Below are 23,255 nucleotides of genomic sequence, written 5' to 3'. Positions count from 1 at the left end.
GGCAGGGGGTGTTTACGGCTTGATCGCGGCGGCCATCATGGCGCGGAACTGCTCCGTGAACGGCGGCAGCATGCCCCACTCGCCGCGCAGGTCCGGTCCGGCCGAGCGGAAGACCGAGCGTGCGTGGCTGAACTCGAGGAACCCCTCGCGGCCGTTGTAGTGGCCCATGCCGGAGGCGCCGACGCCGCCGAACGGCGCGTCCTGCAGACCGCCCTGCATCATCACGTCGTTGACGGTGACACCGCCCGACTGGGTGCGGGCGATGACGGACTCCTGCTCGACGGTGTCGTGCCCGAAGTAGTACAGCGCCAACGGCTTCGGTCCGGCGTTGACGGCTTCGACGACCTCGTCGATGTCGCCGTAGCCGAGCACCACCACGGCCGGGCCGAAGATCTCCTCCCGGCGGATCACGGCCTCGGCCGGCGGGTTCACCACCATGCGCAGCGGGCGACGCCGATTCGACTGCGGCACCGGAACGTTCGGTGCGGTCTCGACGCGGGCGCCGAGCCGGGCCGCGTCCTCGACGTAGCCGTCGACGCGGGCGGCGTGGCGGTCGTCGACGATCGCCACGACGTCCGCGTTGTCCTCGATGGTCGGCACCAGTGCGCTGTAGGCGCCGCGCAGTGCCTCGACGAAGTCGTCGAGTCGCTCGGCGGGCACGTACACCGTGTCCGGACTGACGCAGATCTGGCCGCCGTTGGTCCACTTGCCGACGGCGATGCGGTGCGCGGCGTCGGCGAGGTCGGCGCCGGTGCCGATGACGGTCGGCGACTTGCCACCGAGCTCGAGGGTCACCGGCACCAGGTTGCGTGCGGCGTTGGCCATCACCAGTTTGCCGACCGCCGAGCTGCCGGTGAAGACGATGTGGTCGAACGGGAGTGAGGTGAGCGCGTCGGCGACGTCCGGTCCGCCGGTGACGATCGCGACGACCTCCGGGTCGAATGCGGCGGAGACCGCGTCGGCCAGCACCTCGGCGGTGCGCGGCACCAGTTCGGAGGGCTTGAGCACCGCCTGGTTGCCGGCGGCGAGGGCGCCGGCGAGCGGGCTCATCAGCGTGTACACCGGCGCGTTCCAGGTGCCGATGATGCCGACCGAGCCCTTCGGCTGGTGCAGCACCTCGGCGGTCGCGCCGAGCTGGTCGTAGGGCGCGTAGGCGTCCCGCCCGTCGGGGGCCAGCCACGACTCGAGGGTGTCGCGGGAGTACTTGAGCGCGGTGATGGAGCCGACCACGTCGTTCATCAGGGAGTAGCCCTCGGGGCGTCCGCCGAAGTCGTCGTCCATGGCCTTGGCGAGGTCGTCGGCGCGGTCCACGAGCAGGTCGATCACCTGCTGGATGCGGGCACGACGCTCGTCGGCGTCGGGCGCTCCGGCGGCGAGCCGGGTCTTCCGCTGACGGTCGAGGATGGTCGAGATCTGTTCGTGCGCTTGGATGTTGCGTTCCATCGTGCGGACGCTAGAACGTGGTCCAGGTCACGCCCGGTGCGGTCCCGGTGAGTGGGACGAGGGTGTCGGCTGTCAACGGCCGTCGACCACGGATTCGCATCCGTGCTGAACATGCCATGAAGTTCACTGGCACGTTGCCTGCGGGCTGGTATGTCTGGCATCGGCGACCGGGTCGACGCAGGCTTCTACGGCTTCCCTGTCCGCGCGATTGTGAAGAGCGGCCACCGGGTGACGGTGGCCGCCCGGCCCGGTCACGCGCCCTGCGCGGCGCCCGGCTTCTTGTCGATGACGACGTGCTCGAAGCGGCTGCCGTCGAAGCTGACCTCGAACGCCTTGCCGAACCCGACGACGTAGCGGCCGTCGCGCGGGGTCAGGCGGAACAGGTGGAAGTCGAGGCCGCGGAGCAGCTGGACCATCTTGGGGTTGGTGCTCTCGCCGAACTTCTCGAAGACGTCCTCGTTCCCGTCCTCCGGCTGCTGCTCGACGTCGCAGACGAAGCTGGCCCGCTCCACCCCGAAGATGTTGGCCGCGGTCGACTCGTCGCCGTGGATCATCACCCGCGCGGTGTCCGCGTCCCGCAGGTACCGGTAGTGGTCGGCGACCTCGCTCACGTAGACGTAGAGGGCGCCGTCGTGCACGACGAAGGGCGCGATCGACTGGAACGGCTCCCCGGTCTCGTCCTTGGTCGCGATGACGACGGTCTTGCGTGCGGCGAGGAAGTCGCGGTAGCCGGTCAGCGACTTCTCGAGTTCGGTATCGGTCAGCATCGGTTCTCCTCGGGGCTGGGGACATTCGCGGCAATGGTCCATTGCCGTCGGACAAGGTGAATTCGGGGGTGGCCGGTGGCGGGATGCGCCTGCACCTCGGCCTCCATGCCGTACACGTCGCGGATCAGGTCGGGGGTGAGCACCGCGGTGGGGCCACCGTCGGCGACGACCCGACCCCCGGACAGCGCGACGATGCGGTCGCTGAACGTCGCCGCCTGGTTGAGGTCGTGCAGCACCATCAGCACGGAGATGCCGAGGGTCCGGTTCAGCGAGGTGACCACCTCGAGCACCTCGTGCTGGTGCGCGATGTCGAGGTAGGTCGTCGGCTCGTCGAGCAGCAGCACCCGCGGCCGTTGCGCGAGAACCATTGCGAGCCATGCCCGCTGCGCCTCACCGCCGGACAGTTGCGCCACCGGACGATCCGCGAGGGCCCCCAGTTCGGTGTGCGCGATGGCCCAGTCGACGGCCTCCCCGTCGTCGGCGGTGGACCGTTCGTACCAGCGGCGATGCGGGTGCCTGCCGTAGCCGACGAGTTCGCGCACCGTCATGTCCTCCGGCGCGGTGTTCTTCTGGTTGAGCAGGCCGATCGCCCTGGCCCGCCTGCGCGCCGACCAGGACGTCAGGTCGGCCCCCTCGAGCCGGACGGTCCCGGTGCGGGGGGCGAGCCGGCCGCTGAGCGCCTTGAAAATGGTGGACTTGCCGGACCCGTTCGGCCCGATCAGGGTGACCACCTCGTTCGACCCGACCGCGATCGAGACGTCGTCGACGATCCGCTTGTCGCCGTACCAGATTCCCAGACCCTGGGCCTCGAGCAGCATCACCGGGCACCCTGCCTGCGCATCAGATACAGGAAGTAGGGGGCACCGATCGCCGCCATGATGATACCGGCGGGAATCTCGGTGGGGCTGAACGCGGTTCGTCCCACCGTGTCCGAAATCAACACCAGCAGCGCCCCGACGGCGATGCTCATCGGTATCAGCACGGCATGGTTCGAGCCGACGATCATCCGCGCGATGTGCGGAACCACCAGGCCGACGAAGCCGATGATGCCGACCGCGGACACCGCGATCGCGGCCAGGAACACCGCCACCAGCGACAGCAGGATGCGGGTGAGGTTGACGCCCTCACCGAGGTTGCGGGCGACCTCGTCGCCGAGCCTCATCACGTTCGCCGAGCGGACGCACAGCATTGAGACGACAAGGCCGATCACGATGTAGGGCAGGATCATCCAGACCGAACTCATGCTCTTCGCGGCGAGGCTGCCGTTCATCCACTGGATCGCCGCCGGCAGGCGTTCGCTGTAGCGCAGCGACAGGAACGCGATGAATGCGCCGGCGAGCGCGTTGACCGCGACACCGGCGAGGATGATGTTCAGCGGTTTGATGCCCTCGCGCCGCCACGCCAACGCGTAGACGATCGTCGCGGCGACCACCCCGCCGACGAAGGCGGCCACCGGGATCATCGAGTGGTAGGTCGGGGCGGCCAGCAGGATCACCAGGACCAGGGCCGCGGCCCCGCTTGTGACGCCGGTCAGCCCCGGATCGGCGAGCGGGTTGCCCATCACCGTCTGCAGCAGCACACCCGAGACCGCGATCGCCGACCCCACCAGCAGGGCCAGCAGGACCCGCGGCAGCCGCACGTCCCACACGATCGTGTCGGACGGCCCCGGCTCTCCTGCGCCCGACAGGATGGTGAGGATCTCCCCGGGTGAGATGTGCACGCTGCCGAGGCCAAGGCTGACCACCGTGGCCACGGCCAGCAGGATCCAGGCGGCGGGCAGCGCCCACCGGGACCGCCCGCGGGTGGGGGTCGCCGCCGAACTCGCTGTCGACGGGTCTCCTTCGGGCGGCGCGGTTTTCGCGGTCGACGGGGCGCTCACAGGTCGAGCGCACCCGCCAGGGTCGGCACGGCCCGGTCGAGTCCGGCGACCGAGGTGTAGCCGAAGGTGGCGTAGTCGAGGACGTGGATGCGGTCGTTCGCGTGCGCGGGCAGGTTCGTCCACGCCGGGTTCTTCGCGACCTCCGCGTCGAACGCGGCCTGCCCTGCGGCGACGTCGCCGGAGCGCAGCACCAGCACCACGTCCGGCGCCGCGGCGATGATGTTCTCCAGGTTCACCGCGCTGAAGGTTTCCGTCGCGCCGAGCGCCGAGTCGGCGACGTTGTCGGCGCCCGCCAACTGGATCAGGCTGCCGAGGAAGGTGTTGTTGTTCATCACCATGAAGGAGTCCGCGGCGCCGATCAGGACCAGCACCTTCGGGGCCTTGCCCGGTGTCCCGGACTCGGCGAGGTGCGTCGCGTGGGTGTCCATCGTGGACAGGACCTCGGTGGCGCGGTCCTGACGGTCGAAGGCCTCACCCAGAACCTGCACCGCGAACCGGAGGTCGCCGAAGCTCTCGGTGTCGAGGTACGCGCCGGGTGTGCCGGTCGAGGTGAGGGTGGCCGCGACCGCCTCCCGCGCCCCCTCGGCCGCGACCACCAGGTCCGGGTCGAGGCTGACGATCTTCTCCACGTCGAGGGCTTTCACCGTGCCGATGCGTGGGACGGCGTCCAGCGTCGTCGGCAGCTGCTGCGTCGTCGTGGACGGCACGCCGGCGACCGGGACACCGAGCAGCGTGAGCACCTCCGCCAGCGGCACCGAGGCCGTGACCACCGTGGCGGGCGGGGTCGACGGGAACTGCGCGAGGGCCGCGTCGAGGCGTGCGGTGACCTCGGCGGCGCTCGCGGTGCTGGTGGCGGCGGCCGCGGTCGACGCGGGGGCATCGGTGCCGCAGGCGGTGGCGCCGGCGAGGGCGGCGAGGCAGACGAGGGCTGCGGCGATCGGCGTGGAACGGTGTCGCACGGTGGCGCACTCCTCGGATGGTCGGCGAAGCTCGGCAATTAGGTGAGGGTACCCATATGCAGGGCAGCCTGCGCTAAAGACTTCTTCGCGAACCCTTGAGCTGTCAAGTTGGGGTCCCCGCGCCCCGCGACAGCTCCCTGCGAACCGCCCTACCCGTGTCGACGGTCGGCGAGCGCGTTGAGCGCGCCGGCCATCTCCGCCGCCCGACCCGTGGTGACCGTCAGCCGCTGCCCGTTCGCGGCGGTGAACACGACGGCGGGTCCCGTCTCGGTGACGACGCCGTAGTTGCCGCGCCCCTTGGCTCGCAGCCCCCAACCACCGAAGTCGCGGAACGGCGCCACCTCGGTGACCCGCGCGCCCTCGAGCTCGTCGACGCCGTACCCGAGCGCGCACATGCCCATGTTGAACACCCGCAGGCCCGACTCGTCGACGACCACCCGGAACCGCAGCAGCCCGATCACCAGCGCGCTCACCGGCATGAACACCGCCATCAGCCACCACGACCCCGCCATCCGACACAGCCCGACCGTCACCAGTGCGGCGACACCGACCAACACCGCGGTGCTGCCGGTCCCCAGGCCGACCCGGGCCACAATCGGCAGGTCCACCGGACCGCGCGGCAACCGGGCGTCGGGCCGGTCGGCGGCCGACGGCCGTTCGCGGTGATCACGCAGCAGCGCCGCCCCGACGACACCGACCGCGCCGCCCACCAGGATTCCGACCACGATCGACGTCGTCGACAGCCGCGCGTCGGACGGGTCGGCGCGGTCCAGATTCGCGGCGACCAGCCCGAACCACAACGCCAGCGTCAGCCCGGTGACGGCGGACCCCACGATCAGCATGGTGCGCCGCATCATCAGCATCGCCTGCGCGAGGGCGGCGACCGCGCTGGAGCCGCCCCCGACCAGGAGGATGATCAGCACGAACGTCCACGCCGCCGACCCGGTCGCGGTGAAACTGTCGGCACTGCCGCCCGCGTTCCAGTGGATCGCGAGGGCGTCCGGCAGCCGGGGACGCCACAGTCGTGCCGTGACCAGCACCGTCGCGGCGGACAGCAGCGGAAGCCCGATGCCGAATGCCACCCCGGCCGGGTCGAACGCCCTCGATTCGCTCATGGCCGCCGATTCAACCAGGCTGCGCTCCGCGCCTGTGTGTCAGCGGCGAACTCCGCTGCGCTCCGCGCCTGTGCGCGCCGTTCACCCCAATAGGGGTAATCCGCGCGCACAGTTCGGGGTCAGTGCGGCAGGCAGGCGCCCTTGAGGGAGCAGGAGCCGCAGGAGTCCTCGCCGCAGTCGGCGGCGGCGGCCGCGTCCGCGCGCGACTCGGTGGTGATGGCGGAGATGGTGGCGGACGCCTCCGAGGCGTCAGGGCTGGGGGCGCTGCCGCAGCCGCAGGCGTCACCGCACCCGGCGGGGGCGGCAGCCGCGGCGGCGCGCGCTCCGACGGTTCCGCCGTATGCGGCGGTGACGAGGGCCGCGACCACGGCGACCGCGGCGACCCCGAAGCCACCCACGGTCCCCAGCGTCAGCGCGCCGATACCGCCGATGACCAGCAGCAACGCGGCCGCGGCCATGGTCGGGCCTGCGATGCGGTTGGCGAGGGCGAAGGTCTCCTCGGATGCGAGGGTCTCGGGGGTGCGGACACCGGCCCAGCGGTTGCGCGGCAGTCGACCGGTCAGCCCGGCGACCGCGACGGAGCCGACCACGATGGCGAGGACGAACAGGACGCTAGCGACGATGACCACGGATACCAGGGTACGGCGGGGGCCGTTCCACGGGGTGCCGAGGGTGACGCTTTAGGCTGGTGGGCAGGACTCCCGGCCCGAAACCGGGCGGGGTGCCCGTGACCGCGGAGCTCGCGGCGACCCCCCAACCCGTGTGCCCACGGCGATCCTGAGCCCGGGCCGGTGGGTGTCCGGGACGGCAGGCTCCTCAACCCCCGCGCAGAGAAGACAGCGAACCAGTGACCGAGTCAGTGCAGCAGCCAGGCGGCGACGCGACCCCTCAGCACCGTTACACCGCGCACCTCGCGGGCCAGATCGAGGCGCGCTGGCAGGACCAGTGGCGGGAGCGCGGCACCTTCAACGCCCCGAACCCGGTCGGCGACCTCGCCGGTGAGCTCCCCGCGGACAAGCTGTTCGTCCAGGACATGTTCCCGTACCCGTCCGGCGCGGGCCTGCACGTCGGGCACCCGCTCGGCTACATCGCCACCGACGTGTTCGCCCGGTTCCACCGGATGAACGGTCGCAACGTGCTGCACACCCTCGGCTACGACGCGTTCGGCCTGCCCGCCGAGCAGTACGCGGTGCAGACCGGTACGCACCCGCGGACCACCACCGAGGCGAACATCGCGAACATGAAGCGGCAGCTGCGCCGCCTCGGTCTCGGGCACGACGAGCGTCGCTCCGTCGCCACCACCGACGTCGACTTCTACCACTGGACGCAGTGGATCTTCCTGCAGATCTACAACGCCTGGTACGACGCCGACCTGAACCGTGCGCGGCCGGTCGCCGAGCTGGAGGCCGAGTTCACCTCCGGCGCCCGCGCCACCGCCGACGGTCGCGCCTGGGCGGAGCTGTCGGCCGCCGAGCAGCACGCCGAGATCGACTCGTACCGCCTTGTCTACCAGTCGGATTCGATGGTCAACTGGTGCCCCGGCCTGGGCACCGTGCTGGCCAACGAGGAGGTCACCGCCGACGGGCGCTCCGAGCGCGGCAACTTCCCGGTGTTCCGTAAGCACCTGCGGCAGTGGATGATGCGGATCACCGCGTACTCCGACAGGCTGACCGACGACCTCGAGCACCTGGACTGGCCGGAGAAGGTCAAGTCCATGCAGCGCAACTGGATCGGGCGCAGTCAGGGCGCCCGGGTGAAGTTCGCCGCGCATCGCGAACACGGCGGCGGTTCCGTCCAGGCAAACGGCGCGGCCACCCCGGACTACGACGTCGAGGTCTTCACCACTCGCGCCGACACCCTGTTCGGTGCCACCTACGTCGCGCTCGCGCCCGAGCACGACCTCGTCGACGAGCTGGTCGCCGACGTCTACCCCGACGGCACCGACCCGCGCTGGACCGGCGGTGCCGCCACCCCGACCGAGGCCGTCGCCGCGTACCGCGCCGCGATCGCCGCGAAGTCCGACCTCGAGCGGCAGGAGAGCAAGGAGAAGACCGGCGTCTTCCTCGGCTCCTACGCGATCAATCCCGTGAACGGACACAAGGTTCCGGTGTTCATCGCCGACTACGTGCTCACCGGCTACGGCACCGGCGCCGTGATGGCGGTGCCCGGCCACGACCACCGGGACTGGGAGTTCGCGACCGAGCTGGGCCTGCCGATCGTCGAGGTCATCGCCGGCGGCGACGTCACCGAGGCCGCGTACTCCGGTGACGGCCCGCTCGTGAACTCGGAGTACCTGGACGGGCTGAGCATCGCGGATGCGAAGAAGACCGTCATCGCCCGCCTCGAGGCCGACGGCCGCGGCGAGGGCACCGTGCAGTACAAGCTGCGGGACTGGCTGTTCGCGCGGCAGCGGTACTGGGGCGAGCCGTTCCCGGTCGTCTACGACGAGCAGGGTCTCGCGCACGCGCTGCCGGATTCGGCCCTGCCGGTGGAACTCCCGGAGGTCGAGGACTACGCGCCGGTGTCGTTCGACCCGGACGACGCGAGCTCCGAGCCGTCGCCGCCGCTGGCGAAGGCGTCCGACTGGGTGAACGTCGAGCTCGACCTCGGCGACGGGATGCAGAGCTACCACCGCGACACCAACGTGATGCCGCAGTGGGCGGGCAGCTCCTGGTACCAGCTCCGATACATCGACCCCACCAACCAGGATGCGTTCTGCGCCAAGGAGAACGAGCAGTACTGGATGGGTCCGCGCCCGGAGCTGCACGGCCCGAACGATCCCGGCGGACTGGACCTGTACGTCGGCGGTGTGGAGCACGCGGTGCTGCACCTGCTGTACTCGCGGTTCTGGCACAAGGTGCTCTTCGACCTGGGGCACGTCAGCTCGTCGGAGCCGTACCGTCGCCTGTTCAACCAGGGCTACATCCAGGCGTACGCCTTCACCGACGCACGCGGTGTGTACGTGCCGGCCGCCGACGTCGTCGAGGAGGACGGCAAGTTCTTCTACGAGGGCGCCGAGGTCAACCGTGAGTACGGCAAGATGGGCAAGTCCCTGAAGAATGCCGTTGCGCCGGACGAGATCTGCGACGAGTACGGCGCCGACACGCTGCGGGTGTACGAGATGTCGATGGGTCCGCTGGACACCTCACGGCCGTGGGCGACCAAGGACGTCGTCGGCGCGCAGCGATTCCTGCAGCGCGCGTGGCGCACCGTCGTCGACGAGGAGTCCGGCACGGTGCGCGTGACCGATGCCGCGCCGACCGACGAGACGCTGCGGGCGCTGAACAAGGCGATCGACGGGGTCGCCGCGGACTACACGGGGCTGCGCGACAACACCGCGATCGCGAAGCTGATCGAGCTGACCAACCACCTCACGAAGGCGTACCCGGACGGGGCGCCGCGGGCGGCCGTCGAGCCGCTGGTGCTCATGCTCGCGCCGGTGGCGCCGCACGTCGCCGAGGAGCTGTGGGCGCTGCTCGGGCACGAGCGTTCCCTCGCGCACGGTCCCTTCCCGACCGCGGACGAGAAGTGGCTGGTCGAGGATTCGGTGGAGTACCCGATCCAGGTCAACGGCAAGGTACGCAGCCGCGTCACCGTCGCCGCGGGCGCCGACCCGAAGACCATCGAGGCCGCGGCCCTCGCGGACGAGAAGATCGTCGCCTTCCTGGAGGGCAACGCCCCCCGCAAGGTGATCGTCGTCCCCGGCAAGATGGTCAACATCGTCAAGTAGGCGCTCCGCGCCCGTGAGTCCTTCTGGTCCCCTGACGGGCCAGAAGGACTCACGGGCGGCGAAGCCGCCTGGGACCGGCTTGGCGACCCGCGGAGCGTTTCAATATGCTGGGGTCTGCGCATGCCTTCTCGGCGCCCGTCGCGAGCTGGTCCTCAGCGATCCAGAGCGCGGCGGCGGGCGAGTGGCATGCGTCGTCCGGTCGCCATCCCGACCCGTGGACGCGTCACAAGAGCCAGATCGGCAGAGGAGCGCAGTGAGCACAGCGGAATTGACACAGTGGAACTCCGAGGAGGCTCTTGCGGAAGCAATGATCCCGATCATCGGCGGTCTACACCGCACGCACTCGGTGACCATTCTGCTCCACAGTCGCTCGCTGGTGAACAAGTCGGTCATCAGCATCCTGCGCACCCACCGCTTCGCCCGGCAGATCCGTGGTGACGAGCTGTCCGTCGAGGAGACCTTCCCGTTCCTCGCGGCGCTGACCGAGCTGAACCTGCGGCCGTCCAAGATCGACCTCGGCCTGCTGGTCTCGGCCTACCGCGCCGACGGCGCTGGGCAGTCGATCCCGGAGTTCGTCGCGCAGAGCCTCGCCGACCTCGTGGGCGGCGCGGAGACCAGCCCGGCGAAGCCGCAGGACGTGGTCCTCTACGGCTTCGGGCGCATCGGGCGCCTCGTCGCCCGCCTGCTCATCGAGAAGGCCGGCTCGGGCAACGGGCTGAACCTGCGTGCGGTGGTCGTCCGCAAGGGCGGCGACGACGACCTGGTCAAGCGCGCCTCGCTGCTGCGCCGCGACTCCGTGCACGGGCAGTTCAACGGCACCATCAAGGTCGACGCCGAGAACAACACCCTGATCGCCAACGGCAACGTCATCAAGTTCATCTACAGCAACGATCCGACGAGTGTCGACTACACCGAGTACGGCATCGAGAACGCGATCCTGATCGACAACACCGGCATCTGGAGGGACCGCGACGGCCTGTCGAAGCACCTGCGTCCCGGTGTCGCGAAGGTGGTGCTCACGGCGCCCGGCAAGGGTGACGTCCCGAACATCGTGCACGGCGTCAACCACCGCAGCGTCGACTTGGACGAGACGATCGTGTCCTGCGCGTCCTGCACCACCAATGCGATCGTCCCGCCGCTGAAGACGATGGACGACGAGTTCGGTGTGTCCCGCGGCCACGTGGAGACGGTGCACTCGTTCACCAACGACCAGAACCTGCTGGACAACTACCACAAGGCCGACCGTCGTGGCCGCTCCGCGCCGACCAACCTGGTGCTCACCGAGACCGGTGCCGCGTCCGCCGTCGCGAAGGCGCTGCCCGACCTGAAGGCCAAGATCACCGGGAACTCTATCCGCGTACCCACGCCGGACGTGTCCATCGCGATCCTGCACCTGCAGCTGAATCGTGAGACCACCAAGGACGAGGTGCTCGAGCGCCTCCGGCAGGAGTCGCTGACCGGCGCGCTGAGCCGCAATCTCGACTACACCGCCGCGACCGATGCCGTGTCCAGCGACTTCATCGGCTCGCGCGCGGCGAGCATCGTCGACGCGAACGCGACGATCGTCGAGGGCGACACCGCCATCCTCTATGTCTGGTACGACAACGAGTTCGGCTACTCCTGCCAGGTCGTGCGCACCGTGCAGTACCTGTCGGGCGTGGAGTACCCGATCTACCCCGTGCTGGACGCCGCGGTCACGGAGCCAGTTTCCGCTCAGTGACATCGGCCCCGGGAGGCCTCCCGGGATTGGCACAGCAGCATGAGTGAAGGCGTCGAGAGCAGCCCGGTTTGGGCTACTCTCGACGCCATCATCATCTGCAACGTGTTCTAGAACTGAAGGGGTACCGGCATGGCGCCGTCACGCGAGAGCATTCAGGCCACCATCGAGTCGTACGTGAAGTCGGTTGCGGGGGGCACCGTCGACGACGTGCTGGCGCTGTACGCGCCGGGCGCGACGGTCGAGGATCCGGTCGGCACCGATCCGCGCACCACCGAGGCTGCGATCCGTGAGTTCTACGGCATCATCGAGCCGCTCGAGCAGACGGCCGAGCTCGGCGTCGTGAAGATCGCTGCGGACCACGCCGCGTTCAACTTCACCCTCGTCACGCACATGGGTGAGCAGAAGGTCGAGATTTCCGTCATCGACGTGATGACCTTCGACGACGACGCCAAGATCACCAGCATGAAGGCCATCTGGGGCCAGGAGGACATGGTCGCCCACTGACCGACCTGGCGTTCGAGTACCTCGACGTCGTACGCATGGCGAAATAGCGCGTCCGACGGTACCGTCGTGGTGAGCTGACAGGGGCCGCGATCTCATCGGAGATCGCGGCCCCTGTCGTGCTCGTCAATGCTGTTGTGCGAGTCGGGGAAAGGAGGGTTTTCGATGTCGAGTTCAGATCTCGCCGGGTGGATCATCTACTCGCCGTTCGTGGGAATCGTGAAGCTGGGTCAGCTCATCGGTTCGGGTTCGGCCGGTCAGTAGCCGGTGCCTGCGTCGAGAGTGCAGTTGGCGGGACGTCGCCCGAGAGGCGACGCCGACTACTGCACACTCGACGCTCTCAGTCGGCCCGGGCGAACGTCGCCCACGCCCTCGCCGCAACCTGTCCGGTCGGCCGAATCGCCGTGAGTGCCACGTCCACTCGCCGCTCGCCGTCCGCGATGTACTCCTGCACCACCGCACCCGTGCAGGCCAACGTCTCCCCCTCCGGCACCGCCCCGACCGAACGGGTCCGGAACCGGCGCACCGACTCGGGTCCGAGCCAGTCGGTCGCGTAGCCGGCCAGCCGGTCCGCGGCGGTCGAGTCCGCGCCGTCTCCGTGCGTCCACGCGTCCGCGACGAGTCGGCCGTCGGCGTCGCGGAACTCTGTGAGTCGATCCGCGTCGTTCCCGCGCGAGGTCATGATCAGTCGGTCGCCCGCGTGCGGCGGAAGCCCGAAGAACCGACAGTCCCGCTCGACCGGACCGTCACCGGCCGGCGACGGCGCGGTGTCGGCGAATCGCTCGAGGCACAGGTAGGTCGGCGGCACGACCGGTAGTTCGGCGTCCCGGTACGTGCGGTGGGTCGAGCCGGTGGTTTCGGCGAATTCGAGAATGCTCGCGCGCTCGAGCGCGACGGTGCACGGCGTGGACGCCGGTACCTCTGCGGTTGTGGCGGTCATGTCCGCACCTCTCTCGGTCGGTTGCTCCGATGCGAACGTATGCCCGTGCCGAACCGGCCGGATCCCCGGTTCCCGCTGATCGGGAGGTGCGGGAGGTCGCCGTGCTGGGCCGGACGGAAAGGCTCCCGCTGATCGGGAGGCCCTCCTGAAATCACCCGTCGCGACCCCGAAGTATGAGGTGCATCACACCATCCGGTGACACGTGCGTGAGAGAAGAGGTAGCGATGACGCTGCAATCCAAGTCCGACGCCGACGAGGTCAGGATCATCGAGGCTGCGGCGGCCCCGACCCGATTTGCCCGCGGCTGGCACTGCCTCGGCCTGCTGAAGACCTTCCAGGACGGCAAGCCGCACCAGGTCAACGCGTTCGGTACCTCACTCGTGGTGTTCGCGTCCGAGTCCGACGGCAAGATCAACGTGCTCGACGCGTACTGCCGGCACATGGGCGGCAACCTCGCGCAGGGCACCGTCAAGGGCGACTCGATCGCCTGCCCCTTCCACGACTGGCGCTGGGGCGGCAACGGCAAGTGCACCGACATCCCCTACGCCCGCCGCGTCCCGCCCCTGGCCCGGACCCGCTCGTGGACCACGCTCGAGCGCAACGGGCAGCTGTTCGTCTGGCACGACCCGCAGGGCAGCAAGCCCACCGACGACGTCACCATCCCGGAGATCGAGGGCTACGGCACCGACGAGTGGACCGACTGGAGCTGGAATACCCTGCTCGTGCAGGGTTCGCACTGCCGGGAGATCGTCGACAACGTCGTCGACATGGCGCACTTCTTCTACGTGCACTACTCGATGCCGACGTACTTCAAGAACGTCTTCGAGGGGCACGTCGCCACCCAGTACATGACGTCCAAGCCGCGTGAGGACATCGACAACGGCACCAGCTTCGACGACCCGGACTCGATCCTGCGTTCGGATGCCTCGTACTACGGGCCCTCCTACATGATCGACCGGATCTGGAACGAGGTGAACGGGATGGTCGTCGAGACGGTCCTGATCAACTCGCACTACCCGGTCTCCGACGACTCCTTCCTGCTCCAGTACGGCGCGATGGTGCGCAAGCTCCCCGGAATGTCGGACGAGGAGAACGCCGGCATCGCCGCCCAGTTCACCGCGGGCGTGGAGATCGGTTTCGAGCAGGACATCGAGATCTGGAAGAACAAGTCGCCCATCGACAATCCGCTGCTGTCCGAGGAGGACGGCCCGGTGTACCAGTTGCGCCGCTGGTACAAGCAGTTCTACGTGGATGTCGAGGACATCACCGAGGACATGACCACCCGCTTCGAGTTCGAGATCGACACCACCCGCGCGCTCGAGAGCTGGGCGGTGGAGATCGCCGAGAACGTCGCGAACGGGGTAACGCCTATGGCCGCCGACGCCTGATCCGTCGAAACATTCTGTACCGCAAGAACTCTGCACGAACAGTAAGGAACACCATGACTCACAAGGTTCTCGACAACATCGCCGAGATCGCGGATCAGCTGCGTGACCAGGCTCCCGAGGCGGAGGAGCTCGGCAAGCTGCCCGACGAGACCGCGAAGAAGCTGCGGGCCGCCGGCCCGATCAAGATGCTTCAGCCCGCACGCTACGGCGGATTCGAGGCCCACCCCCGCGAGTTCGCGGAGACCGTGATGAAGGCCGCGTCGCTCGACCCGGCGACCGGCTGGGTCTGCGGCATCGTCGGCGTGCACCCGTGGCAGCTGGCGTTCGCGGACCCGAAGGTGCAGGAGGAGGTGTGGGGCGCCGACAACGACACCTGGATGGCGTCGCCGTATGCCCCCACCGGCATCGCCCGACCGGTCGACGGCGGCTACATCTTCAACGGTCGCTGGCAGTTCTCCTCCGGCACCGACCACTGCGACTGGATCTTCCTCGGCGCCATGCTCGGTGACACCGACGGCAACATGGCGCTGCCGCCGACCATGCTGCACATGATCCTGCCGCGCAAGGACTACACGATCGTCGAGGATTCGTGGAACGTGGTGGGCCTGAAGGGAACCGGGTCCAAGGACATCATCGTCAAGGACGCGTTCGTGCCCGACTACCGTGTGATGAACGGCGACCACGTCATCGACGGCACCGCGCAGCGCGAGTACGGCGTCACCGAGACCCTGTACAAGATGCCGTGGTCGACGATGTTCCCGCTGGGCATCTCGTCGGCGGTCGTCGGCATCGCCGAGGGTGCGCTGGCCGCTCACCTGGACTACCAGCGCGACCGCGTCGGCGCCCAGGGCACCGCCGTCAAGGACGACCCGTACGTGCTGTTCGCGATCGGTGAGGCCGCCGCGGACATCAACGCCGCCCGCCAGGAACTGCTCACCAACGTCGACAAGATCTGGGACATCGTCGAATCCGGCAAGGAGGTCACCTTCGAGGACCGTGCCGCAGTCCGTCGCACCCAGGTGCGGGCCGCATGGCGGGCGGTGGGCGCCGTCGATCAGATCTTCGCGCGTTCGGGTGGCAACGCGATGCGGATGGACAAGCCGCTCCAGCGGTACTGGCGTGACGCGCACGTCGGTCTTGCGCACGCCATCCACGTACCGAGCACCGTCTACCACGCGTCGGCAGTCAGCTCGCTGGGTATCGAGCCCGCCGACACTCTCCGGTCGATGATCTGACCGTCCGAGCCAATCTCACAGAGGGACAACAGCTATGACTGACATGCAGACCAGGACCGACATACGGGGCCTTGGCTACGTCAAGATCCAGACCAACGACATGGACCGATGGCGCACCTTCGCGTTCGACGTCCTCGGCTTCGCGAAGGGCAGCGGACCCGACGCCGACGCCCTGTACCTGCGGATGGACGAGCGGGCCGCTCGCATCGTGGTGGTGCCCGGCGAGACCGACGAGATCGTCACCATCGGCTGGGAGGTTCGTGACCACTCTGCCCTCGTTCGGGTGCAGGAGCGGGTCGAGGCGGCCGGTATCGCCGTCAAGCCCCTCTCGCTCGAAGAGGCTGACGCCCGCCGCGTCGAAGAGGTCATCACCTTCCAGGACCCGGCCGGGGCCACCCTCGAGGTCTTCCACGGCGCCGTCCTCGACCACAGCCCCGTCGTCACCCCGTTCGGTGCCCGGTTCGTCACCGGCGCACAGGGACTCGGCCACGTCGTGCTCCCCACGACGGACCCGAACGGCACCTTCGACTTCTACTCCGAGGTCCTCGGATTCCTGCCCCGCGGTGCGTTCCGTATCCCGGCACCGCCGGAGTTCGGCCCGATGCGGGTGCGCTTCATGGGCGTCAACGAGCGGCACCACAGCCTCGCGCTGTGCCCGTCCCCGCACGGTGGTGCGCCCGGACTGGTTCACATCATGGTCGAGGTGGACACCCTCGACGCGGTGGGCCAGGCCCTCGACCGCGTCGTCAAGGACGGCTTCTCGGTGTCGTCGACCCTGGGCCGGCACACCAACGACAAGATGGTCTCCTTCTACGTCCGTGCTCCCGGAGGATGGGATGTGGAGTTCGGAACCGAGGGAATGCGGGTAGACGAGACGTACTACTCCGCGGAGGAGATCACCGCCGACAGCTACTGGGGCCACGACTGGTCCGGCAGCGAGCCGCTGGCGGCGATGTAGGCAGCACTGTTCCTCGCGGGCGGTTCCGGCACCGGGACCGCCCGCGAGGTGTATCCGGACCGATGTGAAAGGTATTGCCATGACGAGTAAGTCGAGCGACGTGCGTCCCAGGCCGGCCGCCGGGATCGAACACTGGGACTACGAGGCCGACGTCGTGGTCGCCGGATTCGGTGTCGCCGGGGCGTCCGCAGCCGTCGAGGCGGCCACCGCGGGTGCCGACGTGCTGGTGCTCGAGCGGACCGGTGGCTGGGGTGGCGCGGCCGCGATGGCCGGCGGGTTCATCTACCTCGGCGGCGGGACTCCGCTGCAGAAGGCGTGCGGGTTCGACGACACCGCCCTGAACATGAAGGCCTTCATGAAGGCCGCGCTCGGTCCGGGCGTCGACGAGCCCAAGATCGACGCCTACTGCGAGGGCAGCGTCGACCACTACCACTGGCTCGCCGACGAGTGCGGCGTCCCGTTCAAGGCGAGCTTCTGGGGCGAGCCCGGCTGGGAGCCGCCGGGTGACGACGGCCTGCAGTACACCGGTGGCGAGAACGCGGCGCCCTTCGCCGCGACCATACCGCCGGCCCCGCGCGGCCACGTCCCGCAGATGCAGGACAAGCACGTCTCCAGCGAGAAGGGCGGCGGCTACATGCTGATGAAGCCGCTCACCGACAAGGCCGCCGCACTCGGGGTGCGGGCCGAGTACGACATGCGAGTGCAGACGCTGGTGACCGATGAGGACGGCCGTGTCGTCGGTGTCGTCGCCAAGCAGTACGGCAAGGAGGTGACGGTCCGGGCCCGCCGCGGGGTGGTCCTCGCGACCGGTAGCTTCGCCTACAACCAGGCGATGGTCGAGGCGTACGCGCCCCGACTGCTGAACCGTCCCGCCGCCTCGATCGAGGAGCACGACGGCCGCGCGATCCAGATGTCGCAGGCTCTCGGCGCGGACCTCGCGCACATGGACGCCACCGAGGTCGCGTTCTTCTGCGACCCGCAGCTGTTCATCCGCGGCATCCTGGTCAACGGTCGCGGCCAGCGCTACATCAACGAGGACACCTACCCGGGGCGGGTCGGGCAGGCCACGCTGATCGAGAACCAGAACCAGGCGTTCCTGATCATCGACGAGGAGGCCTACGAGGCCGGCATGGCGGCGCCGAGTTCGAGTCCGCAGCTCAAGCGGAAGCCGCGCTGGGTGTGCGAGACGGTTGCGGAACTCGAGGCGGAGATGGGACTGCCGGAGGGTGCGCTGCAGTCCACCGTCGAGGTGTACAACCGGCACGCCCAGCAGGGTGCGGATCCCCTGCTGGGCAAGAAGGCCGAGTGGGTCAAGCCGATCGGCTCGCCGATCGCCGCACTCGACCTGCGGAACAGCACCGGGGGCTTCACCCTCGGCGGGCTGCGCACCAGCGTCGACTCCGAGGTCCTGCACGTCTCCGGCGACCCGATTCCCGGGCTGTTCGCCGCGGGCCGCTGCACCGCGGGTGTGTCTGCGGGCGGTTACGCGAGCGGTGCGTCGCTCGGCGACGGCAGCTTCTTCGGACGACGGGCGGGCCGGTCCGCAGCCAAGGCCTGAGGTAGAAACCGCAGGTCACGCACCCTGGGCCCCGGACCGAGTCGCTCGGTCCGGGGCCCTTCGCGCTGTCCGGGGCAGAAACGTACCGCGCGGTCGTGTGACAACAGACACAGGGCGTGGTATCAATAGGCATATTCCTAATAGGAATACAGCGGCCGGGAACAGATAGTCGGCCGTCGCCCCATCTCCCCCCGGAGGCTCCGATGGCCACACTGGTCGACGCCAACACCCCGACCGCGGTACTCGACCGCGTCTCCCTCGTCCTGGACGCGTTCGACGGTCCCGGACGACTGACGCTCGCGCAGATCGTGCGACGCACCGGACTGCCGCGCTCGTCGGCGCACCGGATGCTCGAGCGGCTCGTCCAGCTGCGCTGGCTGCGCCGTCAGGGCCGCGACTACGAGTTGGGCATGCGGCTGGTGGAACTCGGTTCGCTTGCCGTGCACCAGGATCGGCTGCACCGCGCGGCGCTGCCCTTCCTGCACGAGCTGCATCGGGTGACCGGGCAGGTCGTGCACCTGGCGATTCTCGACGGACCCGACGTGGTCTACCTGGAGAAGATCGGTGGACGTCTCGCCGCGGCCATCCCCACCCGCGTCGGTGGCCGCTACCCGGCGCACTGCACCGCCGTCGGGAAGGCGCTGCTCGGCTACGCCGACGAGGACCAGTTGCCCGCCGTCGAGGCGGATGTCCTCGGCCGCAAGACCAAGTTCTCGATCTCGACCGGCGCGCAGCTGCGCACCGAGCTGGCCAAGGTCCGGGCGCACGGCATCGCCTTCGAGCGCGAGGAATCGCTGTCCGGATTCGGTTGTGTCGCAGCGCCGATCGGCAACCTCGGTGAGGCCGTCGCCGCCGTCTCCGTCTGTGGACCGATCTCCCAGATGAAGCTCGACCATCGGCTCGCCGCCCCGGTCCGGATGACCGCGCTCGGCATCTGGCGCAACATCGAGGGTGGACCCGTCCGGGTGCAGCCCACCCTGCAGCAGTCCCGCCCGCTGGCCGGCGGGTCGGCGCGTCCCCGCCCGATCGCGGCCCCGATGCCGGACCTGCAGTACGCATGAGTGCCGATGCCGAGGTGGTGGCACTGCTCGAGGTGCTCGAGGCCGGATTCCCGAAGATCGAGGCGATGACCGGCGCGCAGGCTCGCGACGCCATCCGCGCCAGGTACCGCGCGCCAGCCGAGCCCGAGCCGGTGGCGCGAGTCGAGGATCGCACGATCCCGGGTCCCGCCTCCGAGATCCCGGTTCGGATCTACCGGCCTGCACCGGAACTCGACAGTGAATCGAGTCCCGTCATCGTGTTCGCCCACGGGGGCGGGTTCGTGTTCTGCGACCTCGACACCCACGACGGGATCTGCCGGGCCATGGCGAACGGTGTCGGCGCGGTGGTGGTGTCGGTCGACTACCGGCTCGCACCGGAGTCGCCCTGGCCCGCGGCGCCGGACGACGTGTACGCCGCGGTCGAGTGGGCGGCCGCACACGCCGAGGAGCTCGGCGCGGACGCGGAGCGCCTGGTGGTCGCGGGTGACAGCGCCGGTGGCAATCTCGCTGCCGTCGTAGCGCTGATGTCCCGGGACCGTTCCGGCCCGTCGATCGCCGCTCAGTTGCTGCTGTATCCGGTGATCGCCGCCGACTTCGGGACGCCGTCCTACCGGCAGTTCGCAACCGGCTTCTACAACACCCGGGCCGCGATGGAGTGGTACTGGGACCAGTACGCCCCGGTTGCCGATCGTCGGCATCCCTACGCGTCGCCGCTGCAGGCGGACCTCGCCGGACTGGCGCCGGCTGTCGTGGTGACTGCCGGTTGCGACCCGCTCTGCTCCGAGGGCGATGCGTACGCGGATGCGCTTGCCGCCCACGGTGTTCCGGTCACGCATCGGCGCTACGACGACGCGATCCACGGGTTCATGACGCTGACCGTGCTGACGGTGGCCGGCCTCGCGCAGAAGCAGGCCTGGGCGGATCTGCGCGAGCTGGTCCGGTAGCTCACTCGAGGTCGGGGTTCTCCGCCTCGGTCTCCTGCTCCACCTGTCGCCACACGCCGGGGGCCGGCTTCGGGAAACCGGCGTCGTCCCCGTCCTTGACCTGGGCGAGGACGGCGTCGGCCTTGTCGATGTCGGCGATCAACTGCTCGGCGAGTTCGCGTTCGGCCGCGTAGTACCGCTCCGACCAGCGCAGCACGATCTGGGAGTACGCCCAGGCGGGTTCCTTGTCCGCGCCGAGCGCGTCGGCCGCGGCGCGGCGCTCCATCTTCTGCACGTACTCGATGTGTTTGCGCAGGATCTCCTTGAGCCGTTCCGGCTTGTTCAGGTGACCGAGCCAGATGCGCAGCATCACACCGTGTTTGAGGATCGGCGGGTCGATCGGCGCCTCGTTGGACCAGCGCCCGACCGCCGCGGTACCCGACTCGGTGATCTTGTAGAGACGGCGGCCGCGGACCCCGTTGTCGTGCTGCACCCGGGAGGTCACGAAGCCGTGCTTCTCCAGTTTCTTCAGCTCGGTGTAGACCTGGCTGAACGACGGGCTCCAGTAGAAGAACTTGATCGACCAGTCGGCCCACTTCTTGAGCTCGTAGCCGGAGAGCTCCTCGCCGAACGCGAGCATGCCGAGGACCGCCCAGCTCGTCGCGGGGAGGCCGGGGAGGTCGGACTCGGAGGCCGATTCGGTCGGTGCCACCTCGGAAGACTAACAATCGGACCGCCGGCCGAGGCAGGGTGAGCAACCGCTGACCGGGACACCGGATGGCGCCACGGGGTGCGAGTGCCCGATGCTGTAGCTGCCCGTTCCGTCAGGAGGAGACCCATGAGCGCAGAGATCACGGCCGTTGCCGACCAGGACCGCCTGTCGGCGCCGGACGCCGCGACGCTGAGGAAGGTGATGAGCCACTTCTGCACCGGCGTCGCGGTGATCACCGCCCACGACGGTGACCGCCCCCTCGGCTTCACCTGCCAGTCGGTCGTGTCGCTGTCGCTCGAGCCGCCGTACATCTCGTTCTGCCCGACGAAGACGTCGACGAGCTGGCCGTTGCTGCGGGAGGCTCGTCACCTGTGCATCAACGTGCTCGCGCACGACCAGAAGGACGTGTGCTCGACCTTCGCGGTCAGCGGCGGCGACAAGTTCGCGAACGTGGACTGGAGCCCGGCGGGCAACGGCGCCCCCGCGCTCGGCGGGGCGTTGGCCCGCATCGAGGCGACCGTCGAGGTCGAGCACGAGGCCGGCGACCACACGATCGTCATCGCCCGGATCACCGACCTCACCGCAGACGACGAGGGTCGTCCGCTGCTGTTCTTCAAGGGCGGGTTCGGCGGCTTCGCCTGATGCGGCCCCGCGCAGTGGTGCGGTTACGGAGTCTGGGCACTCCGTAACCGCACCACTGCGCGGAGCGCATTCCGGTCGGACTTGCCGGACGGGGTCCGTGGCAGCTCGCCGAGCGTGACCACCCGGGCGGGCACCTTGTAGCCGGCCAGCAGCCGGCGGCAGTGCTCGCGCAGTTCGTCCTCGTCGACCGCCCGGCCGGGTGCAGCGACGACGAACGCGATCGCCCGCTCCCCGAGTCGCTCGTCGGGCGCCCCCACCACCGCGACCTCCGCGACCGCGGGGTGCCGGATCAACGCCTGCTCGACCTCGGCGGGGTAGACGTTGAAACCGCCGACGATGAACATCTCGCCGATCCGGTCGACGACTCGCAGCGCACCCGTCTCGTCGAGTACCCCGATGTCCCCGGTGTGCAGCCAGCCCTCGTCGTCGAGGGCAGCGCCGGTCGCCGTCTCGTCCTCGAAGTAGCCGGTCATCACGTTGTACCCGTGGATCAACACCTCACCGGCCTCGCCCGGCGCGAGGTCGGTTCCCGCGCGGTCGACGATCCGGATCCGAACGCCGGGCAGCGGCGGGGCTGCGAGAGTGCGCACCTCGTCGGCACGGGGATACTGGGCGGTGACCGTGCCCGCCGCCTCGGTCAGGCCGTATCCCGTTGCGACGAAAGGTATTCCGAGCCGTGCACGAATGTCCTCGAGCAGCCGCGTGGACACGGTGGCGGCGCCGGTCACCGCGAGCCGCGGCGCCGGGTCGAGCCGACCGCGACGGGCCGAGGCCGCGATCAGGTCGGTGAACAGCGTCGGCGGTCCCGAGACGACCGTGATCCGCTCCGCCTCGATCCGGTCGAGTACGGCGGCGGGATCGAAGACGTCGACGGGGACGTAGCAGCCTCCCACCACCAGCGCCGCCAGCAGTCCGGCGTTGAGGCCGAACGAGTGCGACAGTGGGTTCACCCCGAGGATCCGGTCCCCCGCCCCTATTCCCAACCGCTGCGCCAACGCCCGGTACACCCGGACCACCTGGCCGTGCCGCAGCACCACACCCTTGGCCGCGCCCGCCGAGCCGGAGGTCGACATGACGTAGGCGACGCCGCCTGTGGTGGCCGGGGAATGACGCCGCGACGACCGTAGGTCGAGCCGCAGCGGTCGGTCCGCGCCGGACAGGAACTCGGACCAGCCAGTCACCGGTCCGGCGGCCCCGTTGTGGAGGTCGACGATGTGGCGCAGGTCCGGCAGGTCGCGGGCCGGTCGGTCCCCGGCCGGTGGACCCGCCACGGTCCACAGCAGGGAGGCGTAGCCAGTGCCGAGGAATCCGTTGTCCACGAACAACATCCGGCTGCGGGTCCGGCGCAGATGCACCGCCGCCTCGTCGCCGCTCGCACGGGTGTTGATCGGCACCACCACGGCACCGATGGAGTGCGCGCCGAGCGCGACCACTGCCCAGCGGGCGGAATTGGGCGCCCACAGGCAGACGCGGTCGCCGTGCACCACACCCGCCGCAGCCATCGCCCGACCCGCCCGGGAGGCCGCGGCGGCGAGCTCGCCGTAGGTCAGCCGCTCGCCGCAGTCGGCGACAGCCTCCCAGTCGGCGTTCCGGCGCGCCGACTCCGACAGCACCGACCACACGGTCGCGGGAGCGGGCGTCGGAGTCATCGTCGTCGGACGCTACCCGACCCAGTTGTGACGCCGCACACCTCCCGCTGTGCGGGAAACACCTCTCGCGGCGCCCGCCGGGGCGTGGTTACCGTC

20 protein-coding genes are annotated in these 23,255 nt (G+C 69.5%); 10 read left to right on the top strand and 10 right to left on the bottom strand.

Translation table 11 applies throughout. The features are described from left to right. Positions 1 to 12 precede the first annotated feature (12 nt). From FK531_RS00725 to FK531_RS00695, 7 genes are all read right to left on the bottom strand, one after another. Positions 13 to 1,443 (bottom strand): aldehyde dehydrogenase family protein, encoded by a 1,431-nt coding sequence (locus FK531_RS00725; RefSeq protein WP_142094747.1) that lies wholly within the window; start codon positions 1,441 to 1,443, stop codon positions 13 to 15. A gap of 251 nt (positions 1,444 to 1,694) precedes the next feature. Next, positions 1,695 to 2,210 carry a HugZ family pyridoxamine 5'-phosphate oxidase gene (locus FK531_RS00720; protein WP_142094746.1) on the bottom strand — a complete coding sequence of 172 codons (516 nt, stop codon included), beginning with the start codon at positions 2,208 to 2,210 and terminating at the stop codon, positions 1,695 to 1,697. Beyond that, a complete protein-coding gene (locus FK531_RS00715) occupies positions 2,204 to 3,028 on the bottom strand; it encodes an ABC transporter ATP-binding protein (RefSeq protein ID WP_220126914.1) in 825 nt (274 codons plus the stop codon). The genes FK531_RS00720 and FK531_RS00715 overlap by 7 nt, the downstream gene beginning before the upstream one ends. After that, positions 3,028 to 4,089 (bottom strand): FecCD family ABC transporter permease, encoded by a 1,062-nt coding sequence (locus tag FK531_RS00710; RefSeq protein WP_220126913.1) that lies wholly within the window; start codon positions 4,087 to 4,089, stop codon positions 3,028 to 3,030. The genes FK531_RS00715 and FK531_RS00710 overlap by 1 nt, the downstream gene beginning before the upstream one ends. Next, positions 4,086 to 5,048, bottom strand: a complete 963-nt coding sequence (locus FK531_RS00705; protein WP_142094745.1) for an ABC transporter substrate-binding protein — start codon at positions 5,046 to 5,048, stop codon at positions 4,086 to 4,088. Before FK531_RS00705 ends, FK531_RS00710 begins: the two co-directional genes overlap by 4 nt. A gap of 149 nt (positions 5,049 to 5,197) precedes the next feature. Then, positions 5,198 to 6,163 (bottom strand): DUF1648 domain-containing protein, encoded by a 966-nt coding sequence (locus FK531_RS00700; protein WP_142094744.1) that lies wholly within the window; start codon positions 6,161 to 6,163, stop codon positions 5,198 to 5,200. Positions 6,164 to 6,282: 119 nt separating this feature from the next. Then, positions 6,283 to 6,792, bottom strand: a complete 510-nt coding sequence (locus FK531_RS00695) for an SdpI family protein (protein ID WP_142094743.1) — start codon at positions 6,790 to 6,792, stop codon at positions 6,283 to 6,285. A gap of 218 nt (positions 6,793 to 7,010) precedes the next feature. Here FK531_RS00695 and leuS point away from each other — a divergent pair, with 218 nt between their 5' ends. The 3 genes from leuS to FK531_RS00680 all read left to right on the top strand — a co-directional run bounded on the left by leuS (position 7,011) and on the right by FK531_RS00680 (position 12,117). Beyond that, complete coding sequence (gene leuS, locus FK531_RS00690) at positions 7,011 to 9,893, top strand: leucine--tRNA ligase (RefSeq protein ID WP_142094742.1); 2,883 nt, start codon at positions 7,011 to 7,013, stop codon at positions 9,891 to 9,893. Between the two features lie 253 nt (positions 9,894 to 10,146). Further along, complete coding sequence (locus FK531_RS00685; protein ID WP_142094741.1) at positions 10,147 to 11,613, top strand: glyceraldehyde-3-phosphate dehydrogenase; 1,467 nt, start codon at positions 10,147 to 10,149, stop codon at positions 11,611 to 11,613. A gap of 129 nt (positions 11,614 to 11,742) precedes the next feature. After that, positions 11,743 to 12,117, top strand: a complete 375-nt coding sequence (locus FK531_RS00680; protein ID WP_142094740.1) for a nuclear transport factor 2 family protein — start codon at positions 11,743 to 11,745, stop codon at positions 12,115 to 12,117. Positions 12,118 to 12,454: 337 nt separating this feature from the next. Here FK531_RS00680 and FK531_RS00675 read toward each other — a convergent pair whose 3' ends face one another. Then, complete coding sequence (locus FK531_RS00675; protein WP_142094739.1) at positions 12,455 to 13,054, bottom strand: hotdog family protein; 600 nt, start codon at positions 13,052 to 13,054, stop codon at positions 12,455 to 12,457. A 224-nt stretch (positions 13,055 to 13,278) separates the two neighbouring features. Here FK531_RS00675 and FK531_RS00670 point away from each other — a divergent pair, with 224 nt between their 5' ends. From FK531_RS00670 to lipP1, 6 genes are all read left to right on the top strand, one after another. Then, positions 13,279 to 14,442, top strand: coding sequence for a 3-ketosteroid-9-alpha-monooxygenase, oxygenase component (locus FK531_RS00670; RefSeq protein WP_142094738.1), 1,164 nt, complete (start codon positions 13,279 to 13,281; stop codon positions 14,440 to 14,442). Between the two features lie 53 nt (positions 14,443 to 14,495). Further along, on the top strand, positions 14,496 to 15,677 hold the full coding sequence (locus tag FK531_RS00665; RefSeq protein ID WP_142094737.1) for an acyl-CoA dehydrogenase family protein: 1,182 nt from the start codon (positions 14,496 to 14,498) through the stop codon (positions 15,675 to 15,677). Between the two features lie 43 nt (positions 15,678 to 15,720). Further along, entirely contained in the window at positions 15,721 to 16,635 is a 915-nt protein-coding gene (bphC, locus tag FK531_RS00660; protein WP_142095288.1) for a biphenyl-2,3-diol 1,2-dioxygenase, read from the top strand. Between the two features lie 79 nt (positions 16,636 to 16,714). Further along, positions 16,715 to 18,193 (top strand): FAD-dependent oxidoreductase, encoded by a 1,479-nt coding sequence (locus FK531_RS00655; RefSeq protein ID WP_142094736.1) that lies wholly within the window; start codon positions 16,715 to 16,717, stop codon positions 18,191 to 18,193. A 203-nt stretch (positions 18,194 to 18,396) separates the two neighbouring features. After that, positions 18,397 to 19,254 carry an IclR family transcriptional regulator gene (locus tag FK531_RS00650; protein ID WP_142094735.1) on the top strand — a complete coding sequence of 286 codons (858 nt, stop codon included), beginning with the start codon at positions 18,397 to 18,399 and terminating at the stop codon, positions 19,252 to 19,254. Beyond that, positions 19,251 to 20,177 (top strand): LipP1 family hormone-sensitive lipase, encoded by a 927-nt coding sequence (gene lipP1 / locus FK531_RS00645; RefSeq protein ID WP_142094734.1) that lies wholly within the window; start codon positions 19,251 to 19,253, stop codon positions 20,175 to 20,177. Before FK531_RS00650 ends, lipP1 begins: the two co-directional genes overlap by 4 nt. A 1-nt stretch (position 20,178) precedes the next feature. Here the strand turns inward: lipP1 and FK531_RS00640 are convergent, their stop codons facing one another. Next, complete coding sequence (locus FK531_RS00640) at positions 20,179 to 20,796, bottom strand: PadR family transcriptional regulator (RefSeq protein ID WP_142095287.1); 618 nt, start codon at positions 20,794 to 20,796, stop codon at positions 20,179 to 20,181. Between the two features lie 198 nt (positions 20,797 to 20,994). Between FK531_RS00640 and FK531_RS00635 the strand changes: the two genes are divergently transcribed. Further along, entirely contained in the window at positions 20,995 to 21,510 is a 516-nt protein-coding gene (locus FK531_RS00635) for a flavin reductase family protein (protein WP_142094733.1), read from the top strand. Positions 21,511 to 21,533: 23 nt separating this feature from the next. Here the strand turns inward: FK531_RS00635 and FK531_RS00630 are convergent, their stop codons facing one another. After that, positions 21,534 to 23,159, bottom strand: a complete 1,626-nt coding sequence (locus FK531_RS00630) for an AMP-binding protein (RefSeq protein WP_142094732.1) — start codon at positions 23,157 to 23,159, stop codon at positions 21,534 to 21,536. Positions 23,160 to 23,255 lie beyond the last annotated feature (96 nt).

The sequence above is a fragment of the Rhodococcus spelaei genome (genome assembly GCF_006704125.1).
GTDB classification, from domain to species: Bacteria; Actinomycetota; Actinomycetes; order Mycobacteriales; family Mycobacteriaceae; genus Rhodococcus_G; species Rhodococcus_G spelaei.
The sequence above is the reverse complement of the archived record's forward strand: the minus strand, read 5'-3'. Positions and strand labels throughout refer to the sequence as shown.